Here is a 23,072-nt window from a genome sequence, read left to right on the forward strand (position 1 = left end):
AGCCTTAATGGTCTGGTATTTTCTTGTTTCTGTCATGGTTAAGTCTATCCTTTGCATGATACTAGAATAACAGATGGGACATTTTTACCTTCGACCTAACTAGGACATTATCACTTTCGAATGATATTTACGAAATTCTGCCATCTTTTGAACTTTTTTAATTCCGCTTTTTAGTGTATAATAGAAGGCGTGCATCACGAATGCTAAAACAAGGAGGGATCTATAGGATGAAACAGATTTTTTTGTCTTCGGCAACTGAATTAGAAGAGATTGATACCTTTGCTCCTGGCGCTTGGATCAATTTAATCAACCCCTCCCAGAGTGAAACGATGGAAATTGCAGAACGCTTTAACATCGATATCACTGACTTACGGGCACCCCTCGATGCCGAGGAGATGTCGCGTATCTCAGTTGAAGACGACTACAAATTGATTATTGTCGATGTTCCTATTTCGGAAGAGCGCAATGGCAAAATTTACTATGTCACCATTCCCCTAGGGATTATCATTACGGAAGAAGCGATTATCACGACTTGCTTGGTCGAGTTGCCGCTGTTTGATTTCTTTATCAATCGTCGGGTCAGGAACTTCTATACCTTTATGAAATCCCGTTTCGTTTTCCAAATTCTTTACCGCAATGCTGCTATCTACCTCTCTGCCCTTCGCCAAATTGACCGAAAAAGTGAAGAAATCGAGAGCCAGATGCATGAGTCCACGCGTAATGAAGAATTAATTGAACTGATGGAACTGGAAAAAACGATTATCTACTTCAAGGCTTCGCTTAAAACAAACGAACGTATCGTTAAAAAACTGACAGCCTCTTCCTACTTGCTCAAAAAATATGAGGAGGATGAGGATTTGCTAGAAGACACGCTTGTCGAGACCCAACAGGCCATCGAGATGGCGGATATCTATGGTCACATCTTAAAAGGAATGACTGATACCTTTGGATCGATCATCTCAAACAACCAGAACACGATCATGAAAACCTTGGCTTTAGCTACCATGGTCCTCTCGGTTCCAACCATGATTTTTTCGGCCTATGGTATGAACTTTGTCCAGATGGATGCCCTTCCATTTAACGATATCCCTCACGCTTTTTGGTGGGTTATCTTAGGCGCTTTTTCTGTTAGCGGCCTCTTGATTATCTACTTTATCCGCAAAAAATGGTTCTAATCGATAGAGTTATCGGACACAAATCGTCATTTGACAGAAGTTCCTAAAACTCTTTCTGACGACTAATACTACAATACAAACTTATGGAGATTTACTGATCATGGACACGACCTCATTAACCGCTCAACTGACTAAGAAAAACCAAGAATATATTCACATTGCCACCAACCAATTGTTGAAAAATGGCAAAACTGACGCCGAAGTAAAAGAAGCTTTGGAATCGATTCTCCCAACAATTGTTGAAAATCAAAAAAAAGGCCTCACGGCTCGTCAACTCTATGGTGCTCCAACTGTATGGGCTGATGGCCTCACAGCGCAAGCTGAATACGAGGCTGCCAATCCTGCAGAAAATGACAATCCTTGGCTCATGTGGTTGGATGCCAGCCTCTTTATCCTTGGGATTATGGGGATCATGATGGGCTTACTCAGCCTAACACAATCTGATAATCAAGCTTATGGCTTAACCAGCTTGATCCTTCTCAGTATTGCGACAGGTGGCATGATGTACGCCATGTACTACTATGTTTACCGTCACCTCCGTAAACCAAAAGACCAACGCCCAGGTGGTCTTAAGACATGGGGAACACTGGCTCTCGTGATGTTTGGACTTTTCTTTGTCTTTAGCCTCAGCACCCTATTACCAACTGCTCTCAACCCTATCATGCCAACCTGGTTCAACGTCTTCATTGGTCTAGCAGGATTTGGCGTTCGTTACTTACTTAAAAAGCGTTACAATATCAAGAGCGCCATCACCAGTAAAGATTAAACCTTAAAAAGGCTTCCATGCGGAGGCCTTTTTAGATGTTTAGATTAGTAAAACAAGTGCTTTTCCTAGGGTAACGATGAGACGTTATCCCCATCCGTCTCCTATTCTCCTTTGTAAAAAGAGGTATAACCTAGGAGACCAAGTGCAATAATCAGCAATGTCGCTGTTATTAACTGCGTAGGAATGATAACGACCATTGTACTGATAACCATACGAATGACAAACATACCCAAGTATAGATAAGTCATAATTCCCCCATTCAAAGTAGCGATTTTCTCCATCGGTACTACCTCATACAATAAAAGATTAAACTTGGGGTTACCCGCTCCAATTAAAATCCCTCCGATAAATAGTGAAAAAATAACTAAATATGGCTGATGAATATGAAAACCTAAGAGGACAAGCGCTAGGGTTAATGTCCCGTATTTTAAAAGAGTCTTCATTTGAATCTGAGATAAGAGATTAACTGCCAAAAAACTACCCACTATGTTACCAAGTACATAAAACATATTGATAATCGCTATTGTGCTTGCGGATTTATAAATGATAAAATCGGGATATAAATCAATCGTTAGAACAACTAAAATAGGTAAGGCAGCAAAAAGTCCATTGATAACAGGAACAATTTGGAGAGAAAGTTTCAACTCAGGAATCTGTTTGAATTCACTAATAGCTTGCTTAAAGTTTCCCCAAATTTCTGACAACATGTTTTTCGAGCCTGTCGATTGAGAATAGCTACTCCCAAAATCAATTTTCTTTAATGCCGGGAAAATGGTTAATAAAATTAGGGAAGACAGCAAAAATGTCATTGCGTTGAGGTACGATAACATACTGTAAGAGAAAATACCAATTAAAATAGCTGCAATTGGCTGATAGATTACATTGAAACTATAAGATACGCCCTGTCTAAAAGCAATAGCTCCTTGCCGCTCATTTTTTTCGACGATTTTTAAACTGACTGGGATAAATAAACCTGATTCATATTGGCCTGCACAATCTGAAAAAACATTCAAGACAGAAGCAAAGATTACAATCCATAACTGTGGAGAGAATTGCATCACAAATCCTATGACTAGATAAATAATCATGCGAAACAACTGAGAGTATATAATGGCATTAATCTTTCGATTTGTCCTATCTGAAAAGTAACCCGTCAACAGATAGGCAAAAATGGGCAGCACTTCCGAAAAACTCACAATGGCTATAGCCGATTTAGTGTCTGGAAGCTGAAGCACGTAATTCATTAAGGCTATACTATACATGACATCACCAAAGTTAGATAGTAAATCAGAAACCAAGGTGGTCATAAAGTTTCTATTTTTTAATAAATATTTCATATCAAATCCTTACAGTATAAACACGATTCGTCAGCATGACTTTCTAGCCACTCTATTTCAAATGTTGAAATATTAAAAAAGCCTCTTCTGTTTACGGTCAACAAATCACTTAATCCAGTCAACAATTTAATACACTCCCATGATTGTAGTGACGCTACTAAGCTAGATAAAATACCTATTGCCCCAGCTGATTTTCTAGTATTAATAATAACCTCTTTTGAATTATTTTCCTGGTAATCCTCATAAACCTTGTTAATACACTGCCAACATAATGTTTTTTTAGGAATTATCATCGGGCCAATCAAACCTATATGACCAGTAAAACCACCACCTATAATGTGTGGTTTATTAAATTTGAGACAAATTTCTGAAACCCATTGAGCTGTAGTATTAATATCAGGATAATCTGCACAATTAATTACCACATCAACATGAAGTATAACCTCCTCAATTTGATGGATGGTAAATTTATTCATTTCTAACTCTATTTTTTTGATGTTAACGTCTCCATTGATGGAATTAAGCTTTTTTTTTCTAGAGCATCCGTTTTCTTTTTCCCTAAATCGTTAACTGAATATAGAGTTTGACGAGTTAAATTATGTAATTCAACAATATCAAAATCACATATATATATTTCTCCAAGACCTGACATAGTTAAATATTGAGCAATCCAACTTCCTATTCCACCAATTCCTAAAATAAGCACCTTAGAAGTCTTTAACTTATTTTGAAAATCCCATGGATTTAATTTTTCCGGATTCAAATTACTAAAAAAATTCACCTGTCTATTATATCTAATACTTTCCTCATGACTTATAGTAGCAGGTATAGGTTGTTTAATACTTATAATTCCTTCTCTTCTAAGTATTTCAATAGTTGAAATGAATTCTTTTCTTTTAAAATTTGGAAATCTTGCTTGAATTTCTGAAAATATTATACTATCATCGTCATATTTTGACAATAACTTAAAAAAATACACATACTCAGGTTCCATTTCATATATTTTTTGGATATTACTTGTTGATATTGAAAATTGAAATCTTTTGTCTTTTATATTATAAAGTAAACTAACCCCTGGTTTAATTGCAATCTTCATTCTAATTATACTCCTTAAAATAATTAAAGTAGAAAAATAGTAAAACTATTCTTCTACTTTAACTATATATTTAAATAGAGCTATTTAACTAACAGCTACCATTTTTAGAACCTGAACTTTCTTCAGTAGCATAAAATTCTGATACTTTCTTCATTTGCCTTCTCTCATTTCATTTTTATAATTATATTATATAAAGTAATTATTTTTTTGTCAATAGTTTTTTTATTTCTTTATTGTTTTAATTATTTTTGTGTTATAATTTTCAAATGACTAGGAAGTCTACAATGAACGAAGGAAATCTAGTTTTTGATTATCAAAATTTCTATAATAATCTAAATATATTCAAATTATTATCAAAATTACCAATTGAGGATTTTACTGATATTATTGAAAAATGTATGAATAACAAAATAGATGGTGACCTTAAATTACGTAAAGAAGGCTACATGAAAATGATACAAAAAGTTTCAGAGGAGCAAATTTCTATTTCAGATAAAGAAAAATGGGTTGATTATAGAATAGAAATGCCCTCAATTGTATTTCTTTCTGCATTATATGCTGAAAAAACCCATATATGAATCAAGTCAAAGGGATTGAACATTTAAAGAAAGATATTGGTAATATTTTATTTTTCCCTCATTATGATGCTTATATGTCTATATTACCTATCTTAGCAACAAACAACATGAAACTTACAATACTCATGGACGAAAGTTCAACACGTTACTGGGAGTTTATTTTAAGCAAATTCAATTTCGGTAAAAACATCAGACTACATGGTATACAAGAAAAAAACTCAATTCTAAAAGTGCTTAATGACTTAAAAAACGGATACAATTTAGTTATGTATCCTGAATTTTCACTTGGAAAAAAATCTAAATTTACTACAAAATTTCTTAATGAAGATATCTTTCTTCCGACTGGAATAGCTACCATTGCTAAAAAGTTGAAAACTAATATTATTCCAATACAGATAAATTACCCAGATAATCAATTACTCCCCTACATAATTTTATCTGAATCCATCGATTCTGAACAAAATATTTTAGATGTTTCAAAAGAGATAATGAAAATTATGGAAAACATTATATCTAAAGATAAAAGTAAGTGGTGGGGCTGGGAAATTTGGGATGATATGATAGTTCGCACTTCAATTTAATTCACATGCATTTTCTAATTTTACCTATAAATACCAAAAATACCAAAAAATAGTATAATAGATATAAATCAGATAAGAATGGAAAACAATAATAATGTATAAACGTCAGATTGGCCAACTGGTAAAATCAGAACGCCTAAAACAGCAGCTCACTCAGACTGAGCTTGCGGAAGGTATCTGTACACAGACAGTCATTAGTAATATTGAGAAGGGTCAGGTTAGTCCTTCCATTGAAATATTTTTTGCCTTAGTTAAAAAACTGCATATCGATCTTAATGAGGTAGGCAAGATTTTCTCCATAAATCCTAAGTTTTCTGAAGGTCAGTTTATTTCAAAATGCAAACAACTTCAATACAGTCGAGATTATGATACCTTGTCATACCTCTTAAATAGTATTGATGAAAGTAAATTAGCCTATGAAGAAAAACTTTATTATGATTGGCTTTCAGCAGTTTTAGTCTACACAAATAAAAAAGAGCCCCATAAGGCTATCGAACTACTTAGAAAATTGTCAGAGGATTGTCCTGATGATCTCGTTATCTATTTTAAATCGATTTGTTCTATTGGAACGATTTACAATGATATTGGGGAACACGGCCGATCCATAACCGAGTTTGAACACGTCAACCACCTCTACCCAGAGATAACTAATTTTGAAGACCAAGTCGTCTATTTATACAGTTATGCGAGGGTTTTAGGAGTCAGCGGTAATTATAGCAAATCGATGGAACTTGCGGATCTCTCAATCGGTTTATTGATTAAAAACAAATCACTTTTTTTACTAGCAGATATATATTACCTTAAGGCGAATATATTTAATCAAAAAGGTGACATCTTACAAGCTAAAGAATTTTGCCAAAAAGCAATTCTTTGTTATGACATAGATAACAACATCGAATTAAAATACAGTGCTACCAGATTTTTAGATGAGTTAAAGGAGAAAGTTTGAAAAAAAGATAAAATCTAATTGACTTATTGTTTATCCTAATTTTAGGCACACTAAAAAGAGGTCTTGACACCTGATTTTTGACATTAGGCAACATTGAATCCGTGTTGTTGTGCAAAACGAACAGCGTCTTGAACAGACATCGTTTTATCAGGATTTCGTATTTCGGTCAGTCCTTGTAAAGCAGGATTATAAGTTTCTTGTTTTAGGAGAACGTGGTAGATAGCTACCAATAGTCTGCGACAGATAGCGATAATGGCTTTTCGATGTCCTCGGCGTTTCTTGAGTTTAAGATACTTGTTTCTCAATTCTGCGTGTTTGTCAGACTTGACAACAGCGTTTGCGACTTGAACAAGGAAAGGCTTCAGGTATTTCCACCTTTAGACATGCGCGTAGAAAACTTTTTCCCAGCACTTTCATTGTTAGCAGGGACCAGTCCAGCCCAGGAACAAAGTTCGGCAGCTGAATCAAAGGCTGTCATATCGCTACCAATTTCTGAGATGATTCTGAGAGCAGATAGATCATCTTTAAAACCAGGTACGGTTTGAATCAGTTTTACGTGATGTTGATAGTCTTGTCCCAGCTCTCGGATCATTTGTTCCAAATCTTCTTTACAAATAGCCAAGGCATCGTAGTGAGCTTTGATTACTCTGATTTTCTCTGCTTGTTCGGGTGTTAAAGCGCCTTCCATAGCGATTTCTAAGTCTTGGACTTTATTCTTCATTCTCTTGTGAACCAGTTGCTCAATATTTGGTTGATCTTCTGGATTGTCAAGGATGCTCTTAATAATAGCTTGAGCACTTTTTCCAAAAACATCGGAAACGACACTTGCAATTTGAAGGTTAGACCAAGTGAGATAGTTCTGATACCGATTTTTCTCGCTAACTTGGAGTTGAGTTAACTTCATGCGATATCTGAAAAGGTCACGGAGTTGTCTAATTTTGAGAGGTGGACTAAAGCTAGAAGCGACTAAATCATGCTTGAAGAGGTCAGCTATCCATTGTGCATCTTTCTTGTTGGTCTTCTTTCCTCGAATAGCCTTAACATATTTGGGATGAGCCAAGCAGATGTTACAGGTGCTTTCTAGGATATTGAAAACAGGAATCCAGTATTTACCGGTAGATTCCATACAGACATCAAAGCAGGAATAGTATTCCAACCAGTCTCTTAGCTGAATAAGACCATTTGTAAAGGTTGAGAAACGCTTACGGTGGTAGTTAGTGATTCCGTGATTGTCGGTGATGGCAATAACCGCTACGATAAAGGTTTTATGCACATCAATGCCACAACAATTAGGGTAAACAATTTTTAACATGAGGGGTCTCCCTTCACCATATTTGAGAAGCGCCTATCCCTTGACTGCTCTCCCCTTTCACAAACCAGTCGCTTATCCAAATATAAGTTTACGTGCTCATAGTCACAGTTAGTTGTGCTTGATAGGAAGAGCTACACCTATAAAAATGCGAGGTAGTGGCTAGACCACTCACTTATTCACCTCCCCGTGATTTGTAGTAGTGATAGAACTCCTCAACTCTATTGTAAACTAAAATAAAGAGCACAACACCTTTTCATTCGGTGTTGTGCCTTGAGTGAAACGAAAGGAATGAATTATAAAAATGAAACATCACACCCTCAAAATATTAGTTCTATTAACTATCTTATTGTTCTGTTTTGGACAGATAACTGATTGGCCACCAATTTTTCTTTGAAAATTTTATTATAATAGCATCTTCAATTGATATTTACAGACTACTAAAAAAAGGCTTCCATGCGGAGGCCTTTTTATGCTTCTTCTAAAATGTCTCGTTCATTTTCTGAGTAAGTGGCGTAGAAATCAATTTTGAGTTGGATAAATCGTGTCAAGTCTGTTAAGACTTGAAAGAGGATGGCTCTGGTTTCAAATTCCTGGCGGGTTTGGGGGAGGTCACGGGCTCTGAATTGCTCTAGCATAGCCTCGATATCTGCCAGCAAATAGGTTGCTGGGTTGTGCTCACTGAGTTGATCCGCAGTTAATTCAAACAAGCTGGCCAATAACTTGGCTTCTGTCAGTTCCAAGCGACAGCTCTGTAGATTCCAGGCCATGACTGCTAACAGTTTGACCTGATTATGCCGCATGTCTAAATAGTGCAAGTCATAATCAATCTGACTAAAGAGGCGGTTCTCCCTTTCACGATAGACTAAACGCTTCGCCACCTTGATTTCCTGCCTTAAGCTTTCGATAGTTTCAACCTGTTGATGGTCTTCCAAATCATAAATAGCATTAGCAAGCCCTGTAAGAATAATCCGTAGTTGCGCCTCAATACTTTCGCGAGCTGCTATAATAGCTCTTTGTTGTGAGGGCATGTAGACATGCAATACAATGGCCAAACCAGCTCCTATTACCATCAGTAATAACTCGTTCCAAAGAAAGGAAAGGCTCAGGTCTTGAGCCAACCACAGGTGGGTGACCAAAACGGAGCAGGGAGCAATCGCCGCCTTCATTTCAAAGCGGTAGGCAAAGAAAACAAAGACTGATAAATAGAGGAGAAAGGCTGGTAGCTGAAACCCTAAAAGGGCAAAACTGACTGCTCCCAAGGTCAGGGCTACAACCGTTGACACTAACCGTTGCCAGCCTATCTGGAGGGATGACTTTCTCGTATCAAGGACACTTAGCATGGCAATGATTCCGGCAGAAGTCCCATTTTCGAGGCCCATCAATTGCGCTAGTCCTATCGCTAGTCCAGTAGCGATGATTATTTTTAAGACTTGGACGGTCATGGTTTTTCCTAACATAAACTTTTACTCTTCTCTAAATGAACAACCCCCTTAGCCTTGCTAAGGTGATTTGGTGAATTTCACCTCAATCGGCATCACCTAATTTAATTTTTAGTTATTGATTATTATTATGACTAAAAAAGAAGGTTTTTTCAACTAAAAATCCCTTTCCAAGACTTGGAAAAGGGATATCTGATTAATCTTCGTTTACGAATGGCATAAGGGCCATAACGCGAGCACGTTTGATTGCTGTTGTTACCTTGCGTTGGTTCTTAGCTGAAGTACCAGTTACGCGACGTGGCAAGATTTTACCACGCTCAGATACAAAACGGCTAAGCAATTCAGTATCTTTGTAATCAACGTATTCAATTTTATTAGCTGCGATGTAATCAACTTTTTTACGGCGTTTGAATCCGCCACGACGTTGTTGAGCCATGTGAGTTTCTCCTTTATATGATAATGGTTGAACTCAGAAGAGTTCGATTCGTTCCAGATTTTCTAATCTTAGAAAGGTAAGTCGTCGTCTGAAATATCCATCGGATTAGTTGCTCCAAATGGGCTTTCGTCTCGACCGAAGTTCGGTGTTGCGTTTGATTGTGAACCACCTGATGGGAAACCACCGCCAAAGCTGTTGTCTCCTCCAGAAGCATTTCCACCAAAACTATTGTTAGCTTGATAGCCTCCAGATTGGCCTTCACGCGCAGTGCGACTTTCCAAGAGTTGGAAGTTTTCCGCAACAACTTCTGTCACATAAACGCGTTGCCCTTGTTGGTTTTCATAATTACGGGTCTGAATACGGCCAGTAATCCCAATCAAAGCACCCTTTTTAGCCCAGTTAGCCAAGTTCTCAGCCTGCTGGCGCCAAATCACAACGTTGATGAAATCCGCTTCACGCTCACCGTTTTGATTTTTAAAATTGCGGTTAACCGCTAATGTAAAAGTCGCAACAGCTTGATTAGACGGGGTATAGCGAAGTTCTGCATCTTTGGTCATGCGACCAACAAGCACTACATTATTAATCATAAAACACCTGCTTACGCGTCAAGTTTGACGATCATGTGACGAAGAATGTCGCCGTTGATTTTAGACAAACGGTCAAACTCGTTAAGAGCGACTGCATCTGTAGCTTCAACGTTAACGATGTGGTACAAACCTTCGCGGAAATCATTGATTTCGTATGCGAGGCGACGTTTTTCCCATGCCTTAGACTCAACAACAGTAGCACCATTGTCAGTTAAGATAGAGTCGAAACGTGCGACCAAAGCGTTTTTCGCTTCTTCTTCAATGTTTGGACGAATAATATAAAGAATTTCGTATTTAGCCATTGATATGTTCCTCCTTTTGGACTAATGACCCACAGGCCTCCCTGTGAGTAAGTGAGGTTGTCTCACAAATAACTATTATAACAGATTTTTATGAAAAGGCAAAGGATTTCTATCTGTTTTTTGCGGAATTTGGCGAATTTAGCGCCGAAAACCTTTGACTTCTATACACCAGATTTTCAGCGCTTTCATAGACATTTTCAAATAATTGTGCTATACTATCAGTACAGAGGCTCAGTTTGAAGCCTTGAGTTTTATTTTCAGGAGGCGTACTATGATTTGGTCTCTTATTATTGGAGCCTTGATTGGTGCCGTAGCTGGTGCTATTACCAACCGCGGTGAAAAGATGGGCTGCATCGCTAATATTATCGCAGGTCTTATCGGATCTTCTGTCGGTCAAGCATTGCTCGGCCATTGGGGCCCTAGTCTTGCTGGGATGGCACTTATACCATCTATCTGTGGGGCGATTATTGTCATTGCTGTTGTTTCTTTCTTCTTGGAGAAAAAATAAAGTCAGCATTTTTTAAAAAAGGAGGCATTCTTATGTCTGAAAAATTTAATGCAAAGTTGGACCAATTAAAAGGTTCAGCCAAAGAAGTTATTGGTAAAGCCACAGGCGATAAGGAAGTCCAAGCTGAAGGTGTTGTTGAAAAGACAATCGCTAAAGCTAAGGAAGCTGTTGTCGATGTCCAAGATACTGCTAAAGGTGCCGTAAATGCTGTTAAAGACATCTTAGATGGCGATGACAAATCAAAACAATAATCAAAAAACAAGCTTAGGATACCTAGCTTGTTTTTTTCCACTTTTTTTACTAAACAGATTTTTTTAGCGATCTTGCTTCTAAGAAATAGCATTCTTACTTTATACTTTTAGCTTATCTTAAGTCTCAACTCAACCAAAAATCACTACCTTATCTATTCACTATAACTCCTTGACAAGACAACGATAAAGATTTTCTGTCCAAGGATGGCTCCAAGCAATAATGCGTCCTGTAAACACCATACCCAAAAAGGTTCCAACACCGACACCAACTAACCGACCTGCAAATATGAGTCCAATCAAACTGGCTGCACTGATGGAAATGATGTCAAGAATATTTTTACCTGTTCCGAAGCCTTTCCCCGTCACGTGGCCTATGACATGTGCCAAAGCATCAGCTGGGTTAGGTACAACATTCATTCCTACTGTAATCGAGGCCCCTATACCAACCAAAACAATACCACAAAGTAAAAAACTAATCCGAAGAGACAGCGCCTCTGGAATTGGCAGATGTTTGTCGAAAATATCGATGAAGACACTTCCTAAAAAACTGGCCAAAATCTGGGTCCATTGAGACAGGCGAAAGTTCTTTCGCAAAAGGGCAAATTGAACTAAAATCAAGAGACAAAGATAGACAAAGTTAGTCATGGCAAAGGTCTGCCCTGTAACCGCCGCCAATGCAAAAATAACACTGGTAACTGGCGACACACCGAGATTACTCTTTGCATTTAAACAGATACCAAAAGCGAGAACAACAGTTCCAAGGAGATAGACCAATAAAGTCTTTATATTAATTTTCGGTTTAATCATAATATCCTTCTTCTTTATTTATCTCCCCCATTTTAGCATTAATTCCTTTTAGTCTCAATAATGAATACTTAACTCAAAAAAACTCACTCGGCTAAGGAGTACCGAGTGAGTTGGAGCCAAATTACTTAACAGAAGCACCGTTTGTCGCAATGACTTCTTTGTACCAATCAAAGGACTTCTTCTTAGAGCGCTTCAGCGTTCCCTTGCCTTCGTTATCAAGGTCTACGTAGATGAAGCCGTAACGTTTTTTCATTTCACCTGTTCCAGCGGAAACAAGGTCGATACAGCCCCAAGTCGTGTAACCCCAAAGTTCCACACCGTCTTCATTGATGGCATCGCGCATGGTTTTTACGTGTTCTGCTAGGTAGTTAATGCGGTAGTCATCTTCCACATAACCATTCTCATCTGGTGTGTCGATGGCACCTAGACCATTTTCCACGATAAAGAGTGGTTTTTGATAACGGTCCCAGATCACGTTAAGCGTGATACGCAGGCCAAGTGGGTCAATCTGCCAGCCCCACTCAGAAGCATCCAAGTATGGGTTCTTAATAGAAGCAAAGATATTACCAGCTGTCTTATCCTTAACTTCTGGATCACCAGATGCCACACGGCTTGAATAGTAAGAGAAGGATATGAAGTCAACCGTATGCTCCTTCAAGACTTCAAGGTCACCGTCTTCCATGGCGATTTTAATGCCTTTGCGTTCCCATTCTTTCTTAGCATAGTTAGGGTATTCGCCACGCGCCTGAACGTCTACAAAGAAGTAGCCTTCGCGGTCAAGGTTGATAGACTCCCAGACATCACGTGGATGCGGTGTGTTTGGATAGTATTGACCCGCAGCCAGCATACAGCCGACCTTATTTTCAGGATCAATTTCGTGGGCGATCTTAGTCGCAATAGCTGACGCCACAAGCTCATGGTGGGCTGCTTGGTATTTTACCTGCTCAACATTTTCACCTTCTTCAAAGTAAAGGCCTGCGCCCATGAATGGAGCGTGAAGAATCATATTGATCTCGTTGAAGGTCAACCAATATTTAACCAATCCTTTATAGCGGGTAAAGAGGGTACGGCAAAGACGCTCATAGAATTCCAGCATCTTGCGGTTGCGCCAACCACCGTATTCTTCGATCAAATGCATCGGACAGTCAAAGTGAGTGATGGTTACCAGTGGCTCAATGCCGTACTTGTGGCACTCTTTGAAGAGGTCTTCGTAGAATTGAAGGCCTTTTTCATTTGGCTCAAGTTCGTCTCCTTTAGGGAAAATACGGCTCCACGCAATAGACAACCGATAGGTCTTGAAGCCCATTTCGCCAAAGAGGGCAATGTCTTCTTTGAAACGATGGTACATGTCAATCCCGACCTTAGCTGGGTAGTGGTAACCTTCTTCAAAATCAAACATTTTACGTTTTCCAAGGATAACATCCACACGGTCTGGACCAATTGGTGCCACGTCAACATTAGCTAAACCACGGCCATCGGCATCGTAAGCCCCTTCGCATTGGTTGGCAGCTGTCGCGCCACCCCAAAGGAAACCTTCTGGAAAAGTCAGTTTTGTCATTTTGTTTACCTCACTTTTAATAAGTTAATTCTATTTTACTGTTTTCTGTAACCCTTTTCTTGTCTTTTTCTACGGAAAACTGATACTATTCTAAGGCTTTCTATATCGTCCTTCTGGTTTATAGGTATTCTGCGCCATGACGCCTGACAGGGCATGCGGAAGATAGAGTTCTTCCAGATAGGCCAGGTCTTCTGGACTCAGTTGGAGGTCAAAGGCTGCCAGTGGCCCGTCTAAATGGTGCGGTTTCGTAGCACCAACAACTGGCGCATCCACTCGGGTTAAGAGCCATGCTAGGGAAACGGCCGTCATGCTGGTCTGGTATTTGTCCGCCAACTCTGCCACACGCGCGATGATTTTGTTATCTTCCTCAGCAGTTTGATCATATTTGGACTGGGCAAACTTATCCTCTTCTAAGCGCTTGGTTGTCACACCTGGCAATCGTGACAAGCGACCACCTGCTAGGGCAGAATATGGCGTTGTTGCAATGCCCTCTTCTTGGCAATAGGTCATGAGTTCGCGCTCGTCTTCGCGCATGATGAGGTTGTAGTGACTTTGTACCGAAACAAAGCGCTTGTAGCCCATCTTATCCGCGTAGGCATTGGCCTTGGCTAATTGCCAAGCAAAACAGTTGGCAATACCAATTTCACGGACCTTACCAGCCACAATAGCATCATTGAGGGTATCCATAACCTCCTCAATCGGCGTATTGTAGTCCCAGATATGGTAGATGTAAAGGTCAATGTAGTCCATGCCTAGATTCTCCAGACTCTGCTGGAGTGAACGCTCAATGTGAGCACGACCAGAGACGCCTCTTTCGATGTCTTCTTGTGTACGGGGTAGGAATTTTGTCGCAAGCACTACCTCTTCTCGTTTGGCAAAGTCGCGCAGCGCCCGGCCTACATAGCGTTCGCTAGAACCATTTTGATAGCCTAAGGCCGTGTCAAAAAAGGTAATGCCTGCTTCTAGGGCTTGCTTGATGATAGCACGGCTATCCTCTTCGTTTAAGGTCCAAGAATGGGGACCATCGGTAGCGTCGCCAAAGCCCATGCAGCCCAGACAAATCCGAGAGACCATGAGCTCACTTTGTCCTAAGCGTCGTTTTTCCATCTGCTTGTCCTCCTGATATTACTGTGCTGTTGGGTCAATGACCGCTTCCAGCGTCAATGCGCCTTCCACATAAGTTAGTTGGCATATGGCACAATTGCCAAAGCGAGCCCCCTCAGGTAAAACCGCATCAATATGAAGGATGAAGCCCCACATAGCAGCCCCATGGCTAACCGCTAGCAAGGTGTCACCATCGTTTGCCTGCTCCAAGACCTCAACCAATCCCTCATAGACGCGCTTACCAACCAAGCGAATATCCTCACCACCATAAGGAACCAACTGGTCTTCAAAAGACTTGGTCCCCGGACGATGAACAGGCAAGAGGCGTTCTCCTTGGCTTCAAAGGCACCAAAATCCATCTCCTTGATGGCTTTAAGGCGCTTAGGTTCCTGGCCTGACACGATTTCTGCCGTATCACTGGCTCTCTCTTGAGTCGATGAATAAACCTGATCAAAAGTGACTCCAGCATTTTCAAAGTAAGCCCTAGCCATGCCTGCTTGAGCGATTCCTAGCTCTGTCAAGGGCGAATCGTAAGCCCCCTGAACCCTGCCTTCGACATTGAGTCTCGTCTGGCCATGGCGCATCAAATACAGTGTTTTTGTCATTTAATATCTCCATAAGTTAATTCCAGGTCCTTAGGAACCCCGTGTTCTTGATCGTACAAGAACTCACCGGCCACAGGGTCGTAGATTGAGAATAACTCAAACTGATCTGCAGTCACTTCAAAGTCTAAAATAGCGCAGTTGCGCATTCTAACTTGCGGTGGATCAGCTAATACCCCTCGGTAAAACTGGGCAATGGCCCCACCGTGACTCACGACCAAAACTGTTTTCCCATCATTGTCTCCCACAATCTGTCGAATGGTATCTCCCATCCGCTGGCGCACAGCCAGAGACCCTTCTCCACCATAGGTCACAAAGTAATCCCCATAACCGATGTCTTTTTGCAAGGGCGGATTGAGAAACTCCTGCTGACCTTCAAAAGCGCCAAAATCAATCTCCTTGAGCCCTTTTAGGCGGGTGTAATCTGTCCGACCTGTTACCAACTCTGCGGTGTCACAAGCCCGCTCCTGGGTTGATGTGTAAATAGCATCAAAAGAGATGTTTTGCTGATCAAAATAAGCCTTGGCAGCAAGGGCCTGCTCAATCCCCAGGTCCGTCAAGGGCGAATCCGATGCTCCTTGAATCCTACCTTGGGCATTAAAACGCGTCTGTCCGTGCCGCATGAGATAGAGTTTTGTTGTCATAACGTTCCTTTCTATACAAAAACCAATAGAGGTTGGGCATGACGCCCAGCCTCCTTGTCTTATCCGTCTTTAATCATTCAAGATGTTGGCACCATTAGTTGCAATGACATCTTTATACCAGAAGAAGGAGTCCTTGCGTGAACGGTCAAAGCTACCATTGCCTTGGTCATCCGCATCCACATAGATAAAGCCATAACGCTTAGACATCTCACTGGTTGACGCTGACACCAAGTCGATACAACCCCATGGCGTGTAGCCCATCAGCTCCACACCATCCTCGATGGCTTCATACATCTGCTCGATGTGTTTTTCCAAGTAATCGATCCGGTAGCTGTCATGGATTGAACCGTCTTCCTCGACCTTATCCAAAGCGCCAAGCCCATTTTCCACGATGAAGAGCGGCACTTGGTAACGGTCGTAAAGCTTGTTAAGGGTCACACGCAGACCAACTGGGTCAATCTGCCAGCCCCAATCAGAAGCTTCTAGGTAAGGGTTCGATTCCCCTAACATCAAGTTTCCTGATGTTTTCTCACCAGAAGGATTAGCACGCGCAATGCTGGTCATGTAGTAAGAGAAGCTCATGAAGTCTACTGGGTATTGCTTGAGAATCGCTTCATCACCTGGCTCAAACTGGAGTTCGATATTGTTTTCTTTGAAGAAACGTTTCATGTAGCGAGGGTATTCCCCACGAACCTGCACATCTGAGTAGAAGAGGTTAGACTGGTCCTTCTTGATGGCTTCCATGATGTCATCTGGGTTACAGGTCGCAGGATAGCTTTCCATGCGGGCGAGCATCATCCCAACCTGGTTTTCAGGATCAATCTCATGGGCAACCTTAGTCGCCAGAGCTGACGCGATAAACTGATGGTGAACCGCTTGGTACATTTCATCCAAATGCAACTTGCCATCTTCAAAAAGAAGACCACCTGATAAGTAACCTGTCAAACCAAGAATGTTGATCTCATTAAAGGTCAACCAATATTTAACCTTGCCCTTGTAGCGGTTGAAAACAGTCTCAGCATAACGCACAAAGAAGTCGATCACTTTTCGGTTTTTCCAACCACCGTACTCAGTCACCAAATGGATTGGAAACTCATAGTGGGACAAGGTTACCAAAGGCTCGATACCGTATTTGTTGAGCTCATCAAACACCTTGTCGTAGAAGGCAAGTCCTTCTTCATTAGGCTCTAACTCATCCCCTTTAGGAAAAATCCGTGGCCAAGCAATAGAGAGACGGAAGGTCTTAAAGCCCATTTCTGCAAAGAGGGCGATATCTTCCTTATAACGGTGGTAGAAATCAGACCCCCAGCGTTTTGGATAGAGTCCTTCTGTATCTTCCATGGCAAACTTGAGTTTTTCAAGGGTCATGGGTGTTGTAAATTCACCACTCATGGACTTGCGTTCTTCTGGGGATACAGCACGCGATGTATCAGAAGTCGCGAAACCTCTGCCACCCTCACCAAAGCCACCTTCGTATTGGTTGGCGGCAGTCGCCCCACCCCACAAGAAACCGTCTGGAAATTGTTTTGTCATGATAATACCTCACTCATTATTTTTTTCATAACCATAGTATAGCATGGCTTGCGAAGGCTTTCCTGTGTTATTCTATGGAAAACTGGTATTATTCTAGGAAAAAAGTTCCCGTGAAGGAACTTTCATAATTCAACAACATTGACAACGCTTGAAATTTGATAACCGGCATAAGTTTCTAAGCCATCCAGAAAATCCGATAATGCTTGATTGTCCTCAAAGAATACTTCTAACAAATAGCAACCCGCTCCAGCTGTGCGATAATGAAAGCCAACTTGCGACTGATATTGTCCGATATAGGCTTGATAAGCTGCATGATTAGGCTCTTTAAGCGTAACTGTAACCACCACATGGACAGGGCAGCCAAATTGACTCCGGTCTATCTCAACCGTATAACTTTTTATGATGCCCCTGTCCTCTAACTTTTGAAGACGAGCCGAAACAGCAGGCGCCGTTAAATGAACTTGCTGAGCTAATTCGCTGACCCTGAGCCGACTATTCTCTTTTAATAATTTTATAATCTGCTTATCTGTCTGATCTAACATCCTATCTCTTTCTAAATGAAAGTTTTGAGGCCCAATGACTTTCAAAAAGCCCTGTTCCTTTTTCCAACACTAGTGTATCATAGACCTAGTATTTTTTGAAAGGAAACACTTATGAAATTCCAACACATTCGCCAATCTACTGCTCGTCTGACTTATGCAGGGAAAACTTTCTTGATTGACCCTTTCCTTGCACCAAAAGGGAGCTATCCTGCCTTTGAGGGTGCTGTTACAGGCAATACAGAAAACAACCCCTTAATCGACTTGCCCCTGTCTCTAGATGCAGTCATAGCAGGTATCGATGCCGTTATTGTGACCCATCTGCATGCCGACCATTGGGATACTGTTGCAGCTGAGACACTAGCCAAAGACCTGCCTCTCTTTGTTCAAAACGAGGCAGATGCTTCTATTGTTAGAGAAGCTGGTTTTACCGATGTCCGTGTCCTCAAAACAAACACGCTATTTGAAAACATTCATCTTCATAAGACAGATGGGGAACACGGGGAAAACCTCCACCTCTTACCAGATCCTTTACGAGACCTCATCGGATCCGTCTCAGGCGTGGTCTTTCAAGCAGACGGCGAAAAGACCCTCTACATCGCTGGCGATACCGTTTGGAACGAAAAAGTCCAAACAGCTATTGATACCTACCAGCCAGATGTGGTTGTGCTAAACGCTGGTGCCAACGCCCTCCTACCAACTGGTAAGATTGTGATGGATACGCAAGATGTACTAGCAGTGGCTCAGCATACAGACGCTGAGCTGGTAGCCGTCCATATGGAAGCTGTCAACCATTGGGTTCTCTCCCGCAAAGACTTGCGGGCTTTTGCTGAAAATGAGGGCTTCTCTAATCGTCTTCATATTCCAGCAGACGGTGAGGCTTACGAATTCTAAACTAAAACGGTCAGGCAGCTCTTTCTACCTGACCTGTTATTGGTTACCCCCAGAAAGCATCTTCGACATCTTGCTGGCTTGAAAAGAGCCAAACTTCACGGATCAACCCGTTCTCAATTCTAAAAAGATCAATTCCATTCATATCTAATTGCTGGTCATCGCGTTCCCCTAAGAAGGTGACATTAGCAGCGACCAGATTGGCATTGTCTGACACCCAGTTGACCAAAACCTTAAAAGTCCCATTGGTCACTGCTGAAAATTGAGCGAGATGTTGACCAAGTTTTTCTTTACCAACTATTGTGCCTGAAGTGCTGTGATTCCCAGGTTGATGCCAAATGATATCATCTGCCATGGTTGCAAAAACCGCTGGAAAATCTCCTTTCATTAGGGCCTCATTGTAAGCGTGAAAGACTGCAAGCGTTTTTTGTGACATACTGTTCTCCTTTATCTTTGTCAAATTGTCTTGTCAAAGACCTTGACTTATGCTACTATTTTATCAAGTAAAAACAGAAAAACAAGTACAAAATTTTCTGTTTCTTAGGAACAAAAATAGTTGCATTAACCAAAACTAAGGAGAAAAAATGAAACCATCTGTCTATGCCAAATGCCCCTTCGCCACCACACAGCGCATCCTAACCGGAAAATGGGCCATCGTGGTCCTATACCAACTCAGCACAGGGACCAAGCGATTCAACGAACTGCAACGCCTCTTGCCAGAAATCACCCAACCCGCCTTGACCCGACAGCTCCGACAACTGGAAAAAGATAAGCTGATCATTCGCACTGTCTACCCACAAATTCCACCCAAGGTTGAGTATAGCCTTAGTGAACAAGGGGAAAAATTTCAGGCAGTCCTTGACAGCATTGAAATCTTTGGTCAAGACTATATTCAAAATATCATACAGACAGAAGAATGATAAGAAATTGTGACTTTATGACACATAAAAATCCGATTATGCCAATCAAATGGGCATAATCGGATTTTGCTTATAGTACTTCCCCCAACCTCTCCAAGACTACTTGATAACCAGCCATGGTAAGGTGGACGCCATCTCTAGTGTAGTCGGGATTGAGGGTTTGGTCTGGCATGGTCAGTTGGCTGTGCATGTCGATATAGGTGATTCCTGTCAGGTTACGAAGGTAAAGATTGGCCACCTCTACCTCATCGGTCAAGGCCGGCCCCCACTGGATAGAATCTTGTCTCGGGTAAAGGCTTTGGAGGTAAATGTCGCATGTTGGAAGTTCTGCCTGAATAATATCCAGTAGCTCTCTGATCTCCTCAGCCAGGCTTTCTGGGGCCATGCCAAACATGAGGTCATTGGTCCCGATCAGCAAGACCAAGCGATTGGGCTTGAGGTCTAGGATAAGATCCTTAACATGGGCTTTTAAAAAAGCAATGCCTATCCCACGAATCCCTCTATTATAGACAGGGCCATTTACTGAAAGCTTTTGGTGCGGGAGAAACTCTGTCAAGGAATCTCCAGCTAGGACGAGACCATCGGTCTGGGCCTGCGGGTTGCGCTCTTGGTATTTGGCTAAGAGGACCTCTTGCTGCTCTTCTAGGCTTAATTGGCGAAAGGCCAGCTCTTCTTTCTGGCTAAATAACTTCCCCTCCGTCATCATGAATCTCTCCTTTTAAGAATTGCTCAATAATCGTTAACACACCATGCTCGTCATGGTTTGGTGCCACATGCTTAGCTGCCGCCTTGACGAAGTCCGGCGCGTTGTCCATGGCATAACTGTATTGAGCTAATTGTAACATTTCATAGTCGTTTCCGCCATCCCCAAAGGCCATGACCTCGCTGGTGGCGATGCCCCAGCGCGTCAACAACTGCTCCAAGCCCCAAGCCTTATGGACCCCTTGGGGCATAATGTCAACTGCCCCATATCCGCTCGTGGTTGCGATCAAACTGCCGGAAAAATGATGGTTAAAATCTGTCATGATGGCGTCACACTCTGCCTCTGGCAGAATCATGCCAAGCTTCATAATAGTGCCCTCTGGAAGCTGGCCAAAATCATCGATCTTGCGAATGCGGGACTGAAAAAGGGCCATCTGCTCTGGTGCAATCTTGCTAAAGGCATCAATCCCAAACTGGTCACTGACCATGTAGATGGCATCCTCGTAAGTGACAGTGATCCGGTAGTCCTCCCACTTGTCCTTAAAATAATCTAGAAAAGCAAGGGCATCACTGTGAGCAATGACTTTATGGGCAATGGGTTCATTCTGGTCGAGTACGTAGGCACCGTTTTCGGCGACATAGGACATGCGGTCCGTAAAGCCGTCAAAAATCATCTCAATCCGGTGCATGCTGTTGCCTGTTGCTGCGACAAATCGGATCCCTCTGCGGTCTAACGCATCTATCACCTTGCCAAATCTCTCTCTATCAATATTTCCTGATGCGTCCAACAAGGTCCCATCTAAATCACTTGCAATCACTTTAATCATGTCATACCTCCATTATCTCTTATTATTATAATCTTTTTTAAAGGGGATTTCTGACAAAATCCTATGAAAAACTGATATTATGGTATGATTTTGCTGATTGGCAGAGAAAAACAGCCCCTTCGAGGCTGTTTTTACCTGTCTTAATCCAAGTCTGTACCGTTTGAGGCGATAACTTTCTTGTACCAGTAGAAGGAATCTTTTGGTGTACGGTCCATTGTACCGTTACCTTCATCATCCATATCAACATAGATGAAGCCGTAGCGTTTCCGCATCTCACCGGTACCTGCTGAGACGATATCAATACAGCCCCAGGTGGTGTAAGCAATCAAGTCCACGCCGTTTGCAATGGCGTCTGCCATGGCCTTAACATGGGCACGGTGGTAGTCGATACGATAATCATCATGGATAGAGCCATCTTCTTCGACCGTGTCAAAGGCACCTAGGCCATTTTCCACGACCATGAGTGGTACTTCATAGCGATCGTAGATTTTTTCCAAGTAGTACTGCAGACCGGTCGGATCATGGGCCCAACCCCAATCAGAGTAGGTCAAGTAAGGGTTACGGACACCGGTTGAGAAGTTACCAGAAACCTTGTCGTCAGAATCGTGCGTGGTCACGTTGTTTGACATGTAATAAGAGAAGGTGTACATGTCCACAGTTCCTTTGCGGAGGTCTTCCAGGTCTTCTTCTGTAATGTCAAGCACCACATTATGCTCGTCCCAAAGGCGTTTAGCATAAGTTCCGTACTTCCCTTTGACTTGCACATCACCACAGTAGTAAATCCCACTTTCCCACTTGTGTTGGTTAGCAAGAATATCCGCTGGATCCGGAGTTGCTGGGTAGAAGGTAATCCCGCAGATCATGTTTCCAAACATAAAGTTAGGATTGATCTTCTTACCGACTTGAACCGCCTTGGCTGACGCAACAAATTGGTAATGGAGCTGTTGGTAGCCGGCTTGGTAATCAGCATCCGTCGCTTTGCCACCAAACATGTCAAGGAACATGGTTGTGTTGTTGATTTCGTTGAAGGTCAACCAGTATTTAACGAGGTCCTTGTACTCATTGAAAATCACTTCACAGTAGCGCACGTAGAAATCAACCAATTTACGGTTGTTCCAGCCATTGTAGTTTTCCTCTAGGGCAAGTGGTGTGTCAAAATGCCAGATAGACACCAAAGGCTCGATATTGTGCTTGCGGCACTCTTCAAAAACACTGCGGTAGAAATCAAGACCAGCTTGGTTAGGCTCCTTGTCATCACCATTTGGGAAAATCCGTGCCCACGAAATCGAGAGACGGAAAACAGAGTAACCCATTTCAGCAAAGAGAGCAATGTCTTCCTTGTAACGGTGGTAGAAATCAACTGCCTTGTGGTTTGGGTAGTATTCCGTGTCTAAAATAGCATACTTGGCCCCTTCAGGGATACGGGCATGGTGACCCATACCGCCTGCCTTACCAGGCTTGCCATCCTTGTCAATATAGGTGGTGTAACGCGGAGAGTTCACTGTCCCACCAGTCGTCACGTCTGTCTGCACCAGGCCACGGCCGTCAACGTTATAGGCACCCTCTGCTTGGTTGGCCGCAATCGCGCCACCCCAGAGGAAGTTTTCAGGAAATGTTTTTGTCATATT

General features: G+C 41.7%; 26 protein-coding genes and 2 pseudogenes. 9 read left to right on the forward strand and 19 right to left on the reverse strand.

The window, feature by feature from the left end; all coding sequences use genetic code 11:
- The first annotated feature begins 227 nt into the window (after positions 1-227).
- Together ACVRYP_RS09735 and ACVRYP_RS09740 are read left to right on the forward strand one after the other, a co-directional pair.
- Positions 228-1,175, forward strand: coding sequence for a magnesium transporter CorA family protein (locus ACVRYP_RS09735; RefSeq protein WP_447468521.1), 948 nt, complete (start codon positions 228-230; stop codon positions 1,173-1,175).
- A 100-nt stretch (positions 1,176-1,275) separates the two neighbouring features.
- Positions 1,276-1,941, forward strand: a complete 666-nt coding sequence (locus tag ACVRYP_RS09740) for a DUF1129 domain-containing protein (protein ID WP_447468522.1) — start codon at positions 1,276-1,278, stop codon at positions 1,939-1,941.
- A 101-nt stretch (positions 1,942-2,042) separates the two neighbouring features.
- Here ACVRYP_RS09740 and ACVRYP_RS09745 read toward each other — a convergent pair whose 3' ends face one another.
- The 3 genes from ACVRYP_RS09745 to ACVRYP_RS09755 are packed head-to-tail and all read right to left on the reverse strand — an operon-like array spanning position 2,043 to position 4,374.
- Positions 2,043-3,278, reverse strand: coding sequence for an MFS transporter (locus ACVRYP_RS09745; protein WP_447468523.1), 1,236 nt, complete (start codon positions 3,276-3,278; stop codon positions 2,043-2,045).
- On the reverse strand, positions 3,275-3,754 hold the full coding sequence (locus tag ACVRYP_RS09750) for a HesA/MoeB/ThiF family protein (protein WP_447468524.1): 480 nt from the start codon (positions 3,752-3,754) through the stop codon (positions 3,275-3,277). The genes ACVRYP_RS09745 and ACVRYP_RS09750 overlap by 4 nt, the downstream gene beginning before the upstream one ends.
- A gap of 8 nt (positions 3,755-3,762) precedes the next feature.
- Positions 3,763-4,374: a HesA/MoeB/ThiF family protein gene (locus tag ACVRYP_RS09755; RefSeq protein WP_447468525.1), complete on the reverse strand. Its 612-nt coding sequence runs from the start codon at positions 4,372-4,374 to the stop codon at positions 3,763-3,765.
- A 284-nt stretch (positions 4,375-4,658) separates the two neighbouring features.
- Between ACVRYP_RS09755 and ACVRYP_RS09760 the strand changes: the two genes are divergently transcribed.
- The 3 genes from ACVRYP_RS09760 to ACVRYP_RS09770 all read left to right on the forward strand — a co-directional run bounded on the left by ACVRYP_RS09760 (position 4,659) and on the right by ACVRYP_RS09770 (position 6,482).
- Positions 4,659-4,952, forward strand: coding sequence for a hypothetical protein (locus ACVRYP_RS09760; RefSeq protein WP_447468526.1), 294 nt, complete (start codon positions 4,659-4,661; stop codon positions 4,950-4,952).
- Positions 4,949-5,533: an LpxL/LpxP family acyltransferase gene (locus tag ACVRYP_RS09765; protein ID WP_447468527.1), complete on the forward strand. Its 585-nt coding sequence runs from the start codon at positions 4,949-4,951 to the stop codon at positions 5,531-5,533. The genes ACVRYP_RS09760 and ACVRYP_RS09765 overlap by 4 nt, the downstream gene beginning before the upstream one ends.
- A gap of 94 nt (positions 5,534-5,627) precedes the next feature.
- The gene (locus ACVRYP_RS09770; protein ID WP_447468528.1) at positions 5,628-6,482 is read left to right on the forward strand and encodes a helix-turn-helix domain-containing protein; all 855 of its coding nucleotides are present in this window, start codon (positions 5,628-5,630) and stop codon (positions 6,480-6,482) included.
- Between the two features lie 83 nt (positions 6,483-6,565).
- Here the strand turns inward: ACVRYP_RS09770 and ACVRYP_RS09775 are convergent.
- The 5 genes and pseudogenes from ACVRYP_RS09775 to rpsF all read right to left on the reverse strand — a co-directional run bounded on the left by ACVRYP_RS09775 (position 6,566) and on the right by rpsF (position 10,558).
- A pseudogene (locus ACVRYP_RS09775) lies at positions 6,566-7,794 on the reverse strand (IS110 family RNA-guided transposase).
- A 467-nt stretch (positions 7,795-8,261) separates the two neighbouring features.
- Positions 8,262-9,251, reverse strand: a complete 990-nt coding sequence (locus ACVRYP_RS09780) for an aromatic acid exporter family protein (protein ID WP_447468529.1) — start codon at positions 9,249-9,251, stop codon at positions 8,262-8,264.
- A gap of 178 nt (positions 9,252-9,429) precedes the next feature.
- Positions 9,430-9,669, reverse strand: coding sequence for a 30S ribosomal protein S18 (rpsR, locus tag ACVRYP_RS09785; protein ID WP_000068664.1), 240 nt, complete (start codon positions 9,667-9,669; stop codon positions 9,430-9,432).
- Positions 9,670-9,737: 68 nt separating this feature from the next.
- Positions 9,738-10,256, reverse strand: coding sequence for a single-stranded DNA-binding protein (locus ACVRYP_RS09790; protein WP_447468530.1), 519 nt, complete (start codon positions 10,254-10,256; stop codon positions 9,738-9,740).
- Positions 10,257-10,267: 11 nt separating this feature from the next.
- Entirely contained in the window at positions 10,268-10,558 is a 291-nt protein-coding gene (rpsF, locus tag ACVRYP_RS09795) for a 30S ribosomal protein S6 (RefSeq protein ID WP_447468531.1), read from the reverse strand.
- Positions 10,559-10,829: 271 nt separating this feature from the next.
- Here rpsF and ACVRYP_RS09800 point away from each other — a divergent pair, with 271 nt between their 5' ends.
- Entirely contained in the window at positions 10,830-11,066 is a 237-nt protein-coding gene (locus ACVRYP_RS09800; RefSeq protein WP_307121938.1) for a GlsB/YeaQ/YmgE family stress response membrane protein, read from the forward strand.
- A 32-nt stretch (positions 11,067-11,098) separates the two neighbouring features.
- Positions 11,099-11,317: a CsbD family protein gene (locus ACVRYP_RS09805; RefSeq protein ID WP_447468532.1), complete on the forward strand. Its 219-nt coding sequence runs from the start codon at positions 11,099-11,101 to the stop codon at positions 11,315-11,317.
- 159 nt (positions 11,318-11,476) lie between these two features.
- Here the strand turns inward: ACVRYP_RS09805 and ACVRYP_RS09810 are convergent, their stop codons facing one another.
- The 7 genes and pseudogenes from ACVRYP_RS09810 to ACVRYP_RS09840 form a co-directional block, all read right to left on the reverse strand.
- Positions 11,477-12,124, reverse strand: coding sequence for a YczE/YyaS/YitT family protein (locus tag ACVRYP_RS09810; RefSeq protein ID WP_447468533.1), 648 nt, complete (start codon positions 12,122-12,124; stop codon positions 11,477-11,479).
- A 121-nt stretch (positions 12,125-12,245) separates the two neighbouring features.
- Complete coding sequence (locus ACVRYP_RS09815) at positions 12,246-13,682, reverse strand: 6-phospho-beta-glucosidase (RefSeq protein WP_447468534.1); 1,437 nt, start codon at positions 13,680-13,682, stop codon at positions 12,246-12,248.
- A 90-nt stretch (positions 13,683-13,772) separates the two neighbouring features.
- On the reverse strand, positions 13,773-14,789 hold the full coding sequence (locus tag ACVRYP_RS09820; RefSeq protein WP_447468535.1) for an aldo/keto reductase: 1,017 nt from the start codon (positions 14,787-14,789) through the stop codon (positions 13,773-13,775).
- 18 nt (positions 14,790-14,807) lie between these two features.
- Positions 14,808-15,391 (reverse strand): annotated as a pseudogene (locus ACVRYP_RS09825) (histidine phosphatase family protein).
- Positions 15,388-16,032, reverse strand: a complete 645-nt coding sequence (locus tag ACVRYP_RS09830) for a histidine phosphatase family protein (protein ID WP_447468536.1) — start codon at positions 16,030-16,032, stop codon at positions 15,388-15,390. Before ACVRYP_RS09830 ends, ACVRYP_RS09825 begins: the two are co-directional and overlap by 4 nt.
- Positions 16,033-16,101: 69 nt before the next feature.
- Positions 16,102-17,565: a 6-phospho-beta-glucosidase gene (locus ACVRYP_RS09835; RefSeq protein ID WP_447468537.1), complete on the reverse strand. Its 1,464-nt coding sequence runs from the start codon at positions 17,563-17,565 to the stop codon at positions 16,102-16,104.
- Between the two features lie 122 nt (positions 17,566-17,687).
- A complete protein-coding gene (locus ACVRYP_RS09840) occupies positions 17,688-18,107 on the reverse strand; it encodes an Lrp/AsnC family transcriptional regulator (protein ID WP_447468538.1) in 420 nt (139 codons plus the stop codon).
- 111 nt (positions 18,108-18,218) lie between these two features.
- Here ACVRYP_RS09840 and ACVRYP_RS09845 point away from each other — a divergent pair, with 111 nt between their 5' ends.
- On the forward strand, positions 18,219-18,998 hold the full coding sequence (locus tag ACVRYP_RS09845; RefSeq protein ID WP_447468539.1) for an MBL fold metallo-hydrolase: 780 nt from the start codon (positions 18,219-18,221) through the stop codon (positions 18,996-18,998).
- Positions 18,999-19,041: 43 nt separating this feature from the next.
- On the opposite strand, the gene ACVRYP_RS09850 is transcribed toward ACVRYP_RS09845, so the two are convergent.
- Positions 19,042-19,431 carry a nuclear transport factor 2 family protein gene (locus ACVRYP_RS09850; RefSeq protein WP_447468540.1) on the reverse strand — a complete coding sequence of 130 codons (390 nt, stop codon included), beginning with the start codon at positions 19,429-19,431 and terminating at the stop codon, positions 19,042-19,044.
- Between the two features lie 148 nt (positions 19,432-19,579).
- Here ACVRYP_RS09850 and ACVRYP_RS09855 point away from each other — a divergent pair, with 148 nt between their 5' ends.
- On the forward strand, positions 19,580-19,915 hold the full coding sequence (locus tag ACVRYP_RS09855) for a winged helix-turn-helix transcriptional regulator (RefSeq protein ID WP_447468541.1): 336 nt from the start codon (positions 19,580-19,582) through the stop codon (positions 19,913-19,915).
- Between the two features lie 70 nt (positions 19,916-19,985).
- Here the strand turns inward: ACVRYP_RS09855 and ACVRYP_RS09860 are convergent, their stop codons facing one another.
- The 3 genes from ACVRYP_RS09860 to ACVRYP_RS09870 all read right to left on the reverse strand — a co-directional run bounded on the left by ACVRYP_RS09860 (position 19,986) and on the right by ACVRYP_RS09870 (position 23,069).
- A complete protein-coding gene (locus tag ACVRYP_RS09860) occupies positions 19,986-20,621 on the reverse strand; it encodes a GDSL-type esterase/lipase family protein (RefSeq protein ID WP_447468542.1) in 636 nt (211 codons plus the stop codon).
- Positions 20,596-21,444 (reverse strand): Cof-type HAD-IIB family hydrolase, encoded by an 849-nt coding sequence (locus ACVRYP_RS09865; RefSeq protein WP_447468543.1) that lies wholly within the window; start codon positions 21,442-21,444, stop codon positions 20,596-20,598. Before ACVRYP_RS09865 ends, ACVRYP_RS09860 begins: the two co-directional genes overlap by 26 nt.
- Positions 21,445-21,584: 140 nt before the next feature.
- On the reverse strand, positions 21,585-23,069 hold the full coding sequence (locus ACVRYP_RS09870) for a glycoside hydrolase family 1 protein (protein ID WP_447468544.1): 1,485 nt from the start codon (positions 23,067-23,069) through the stop codon (positions 21,585-21,587).
- Between the last annotated feature and the right edge of the window lie 3 nt (positions 23,070-23,072).

The organism is Streptococcus rifensis (genome assembly GCF_053203525.1).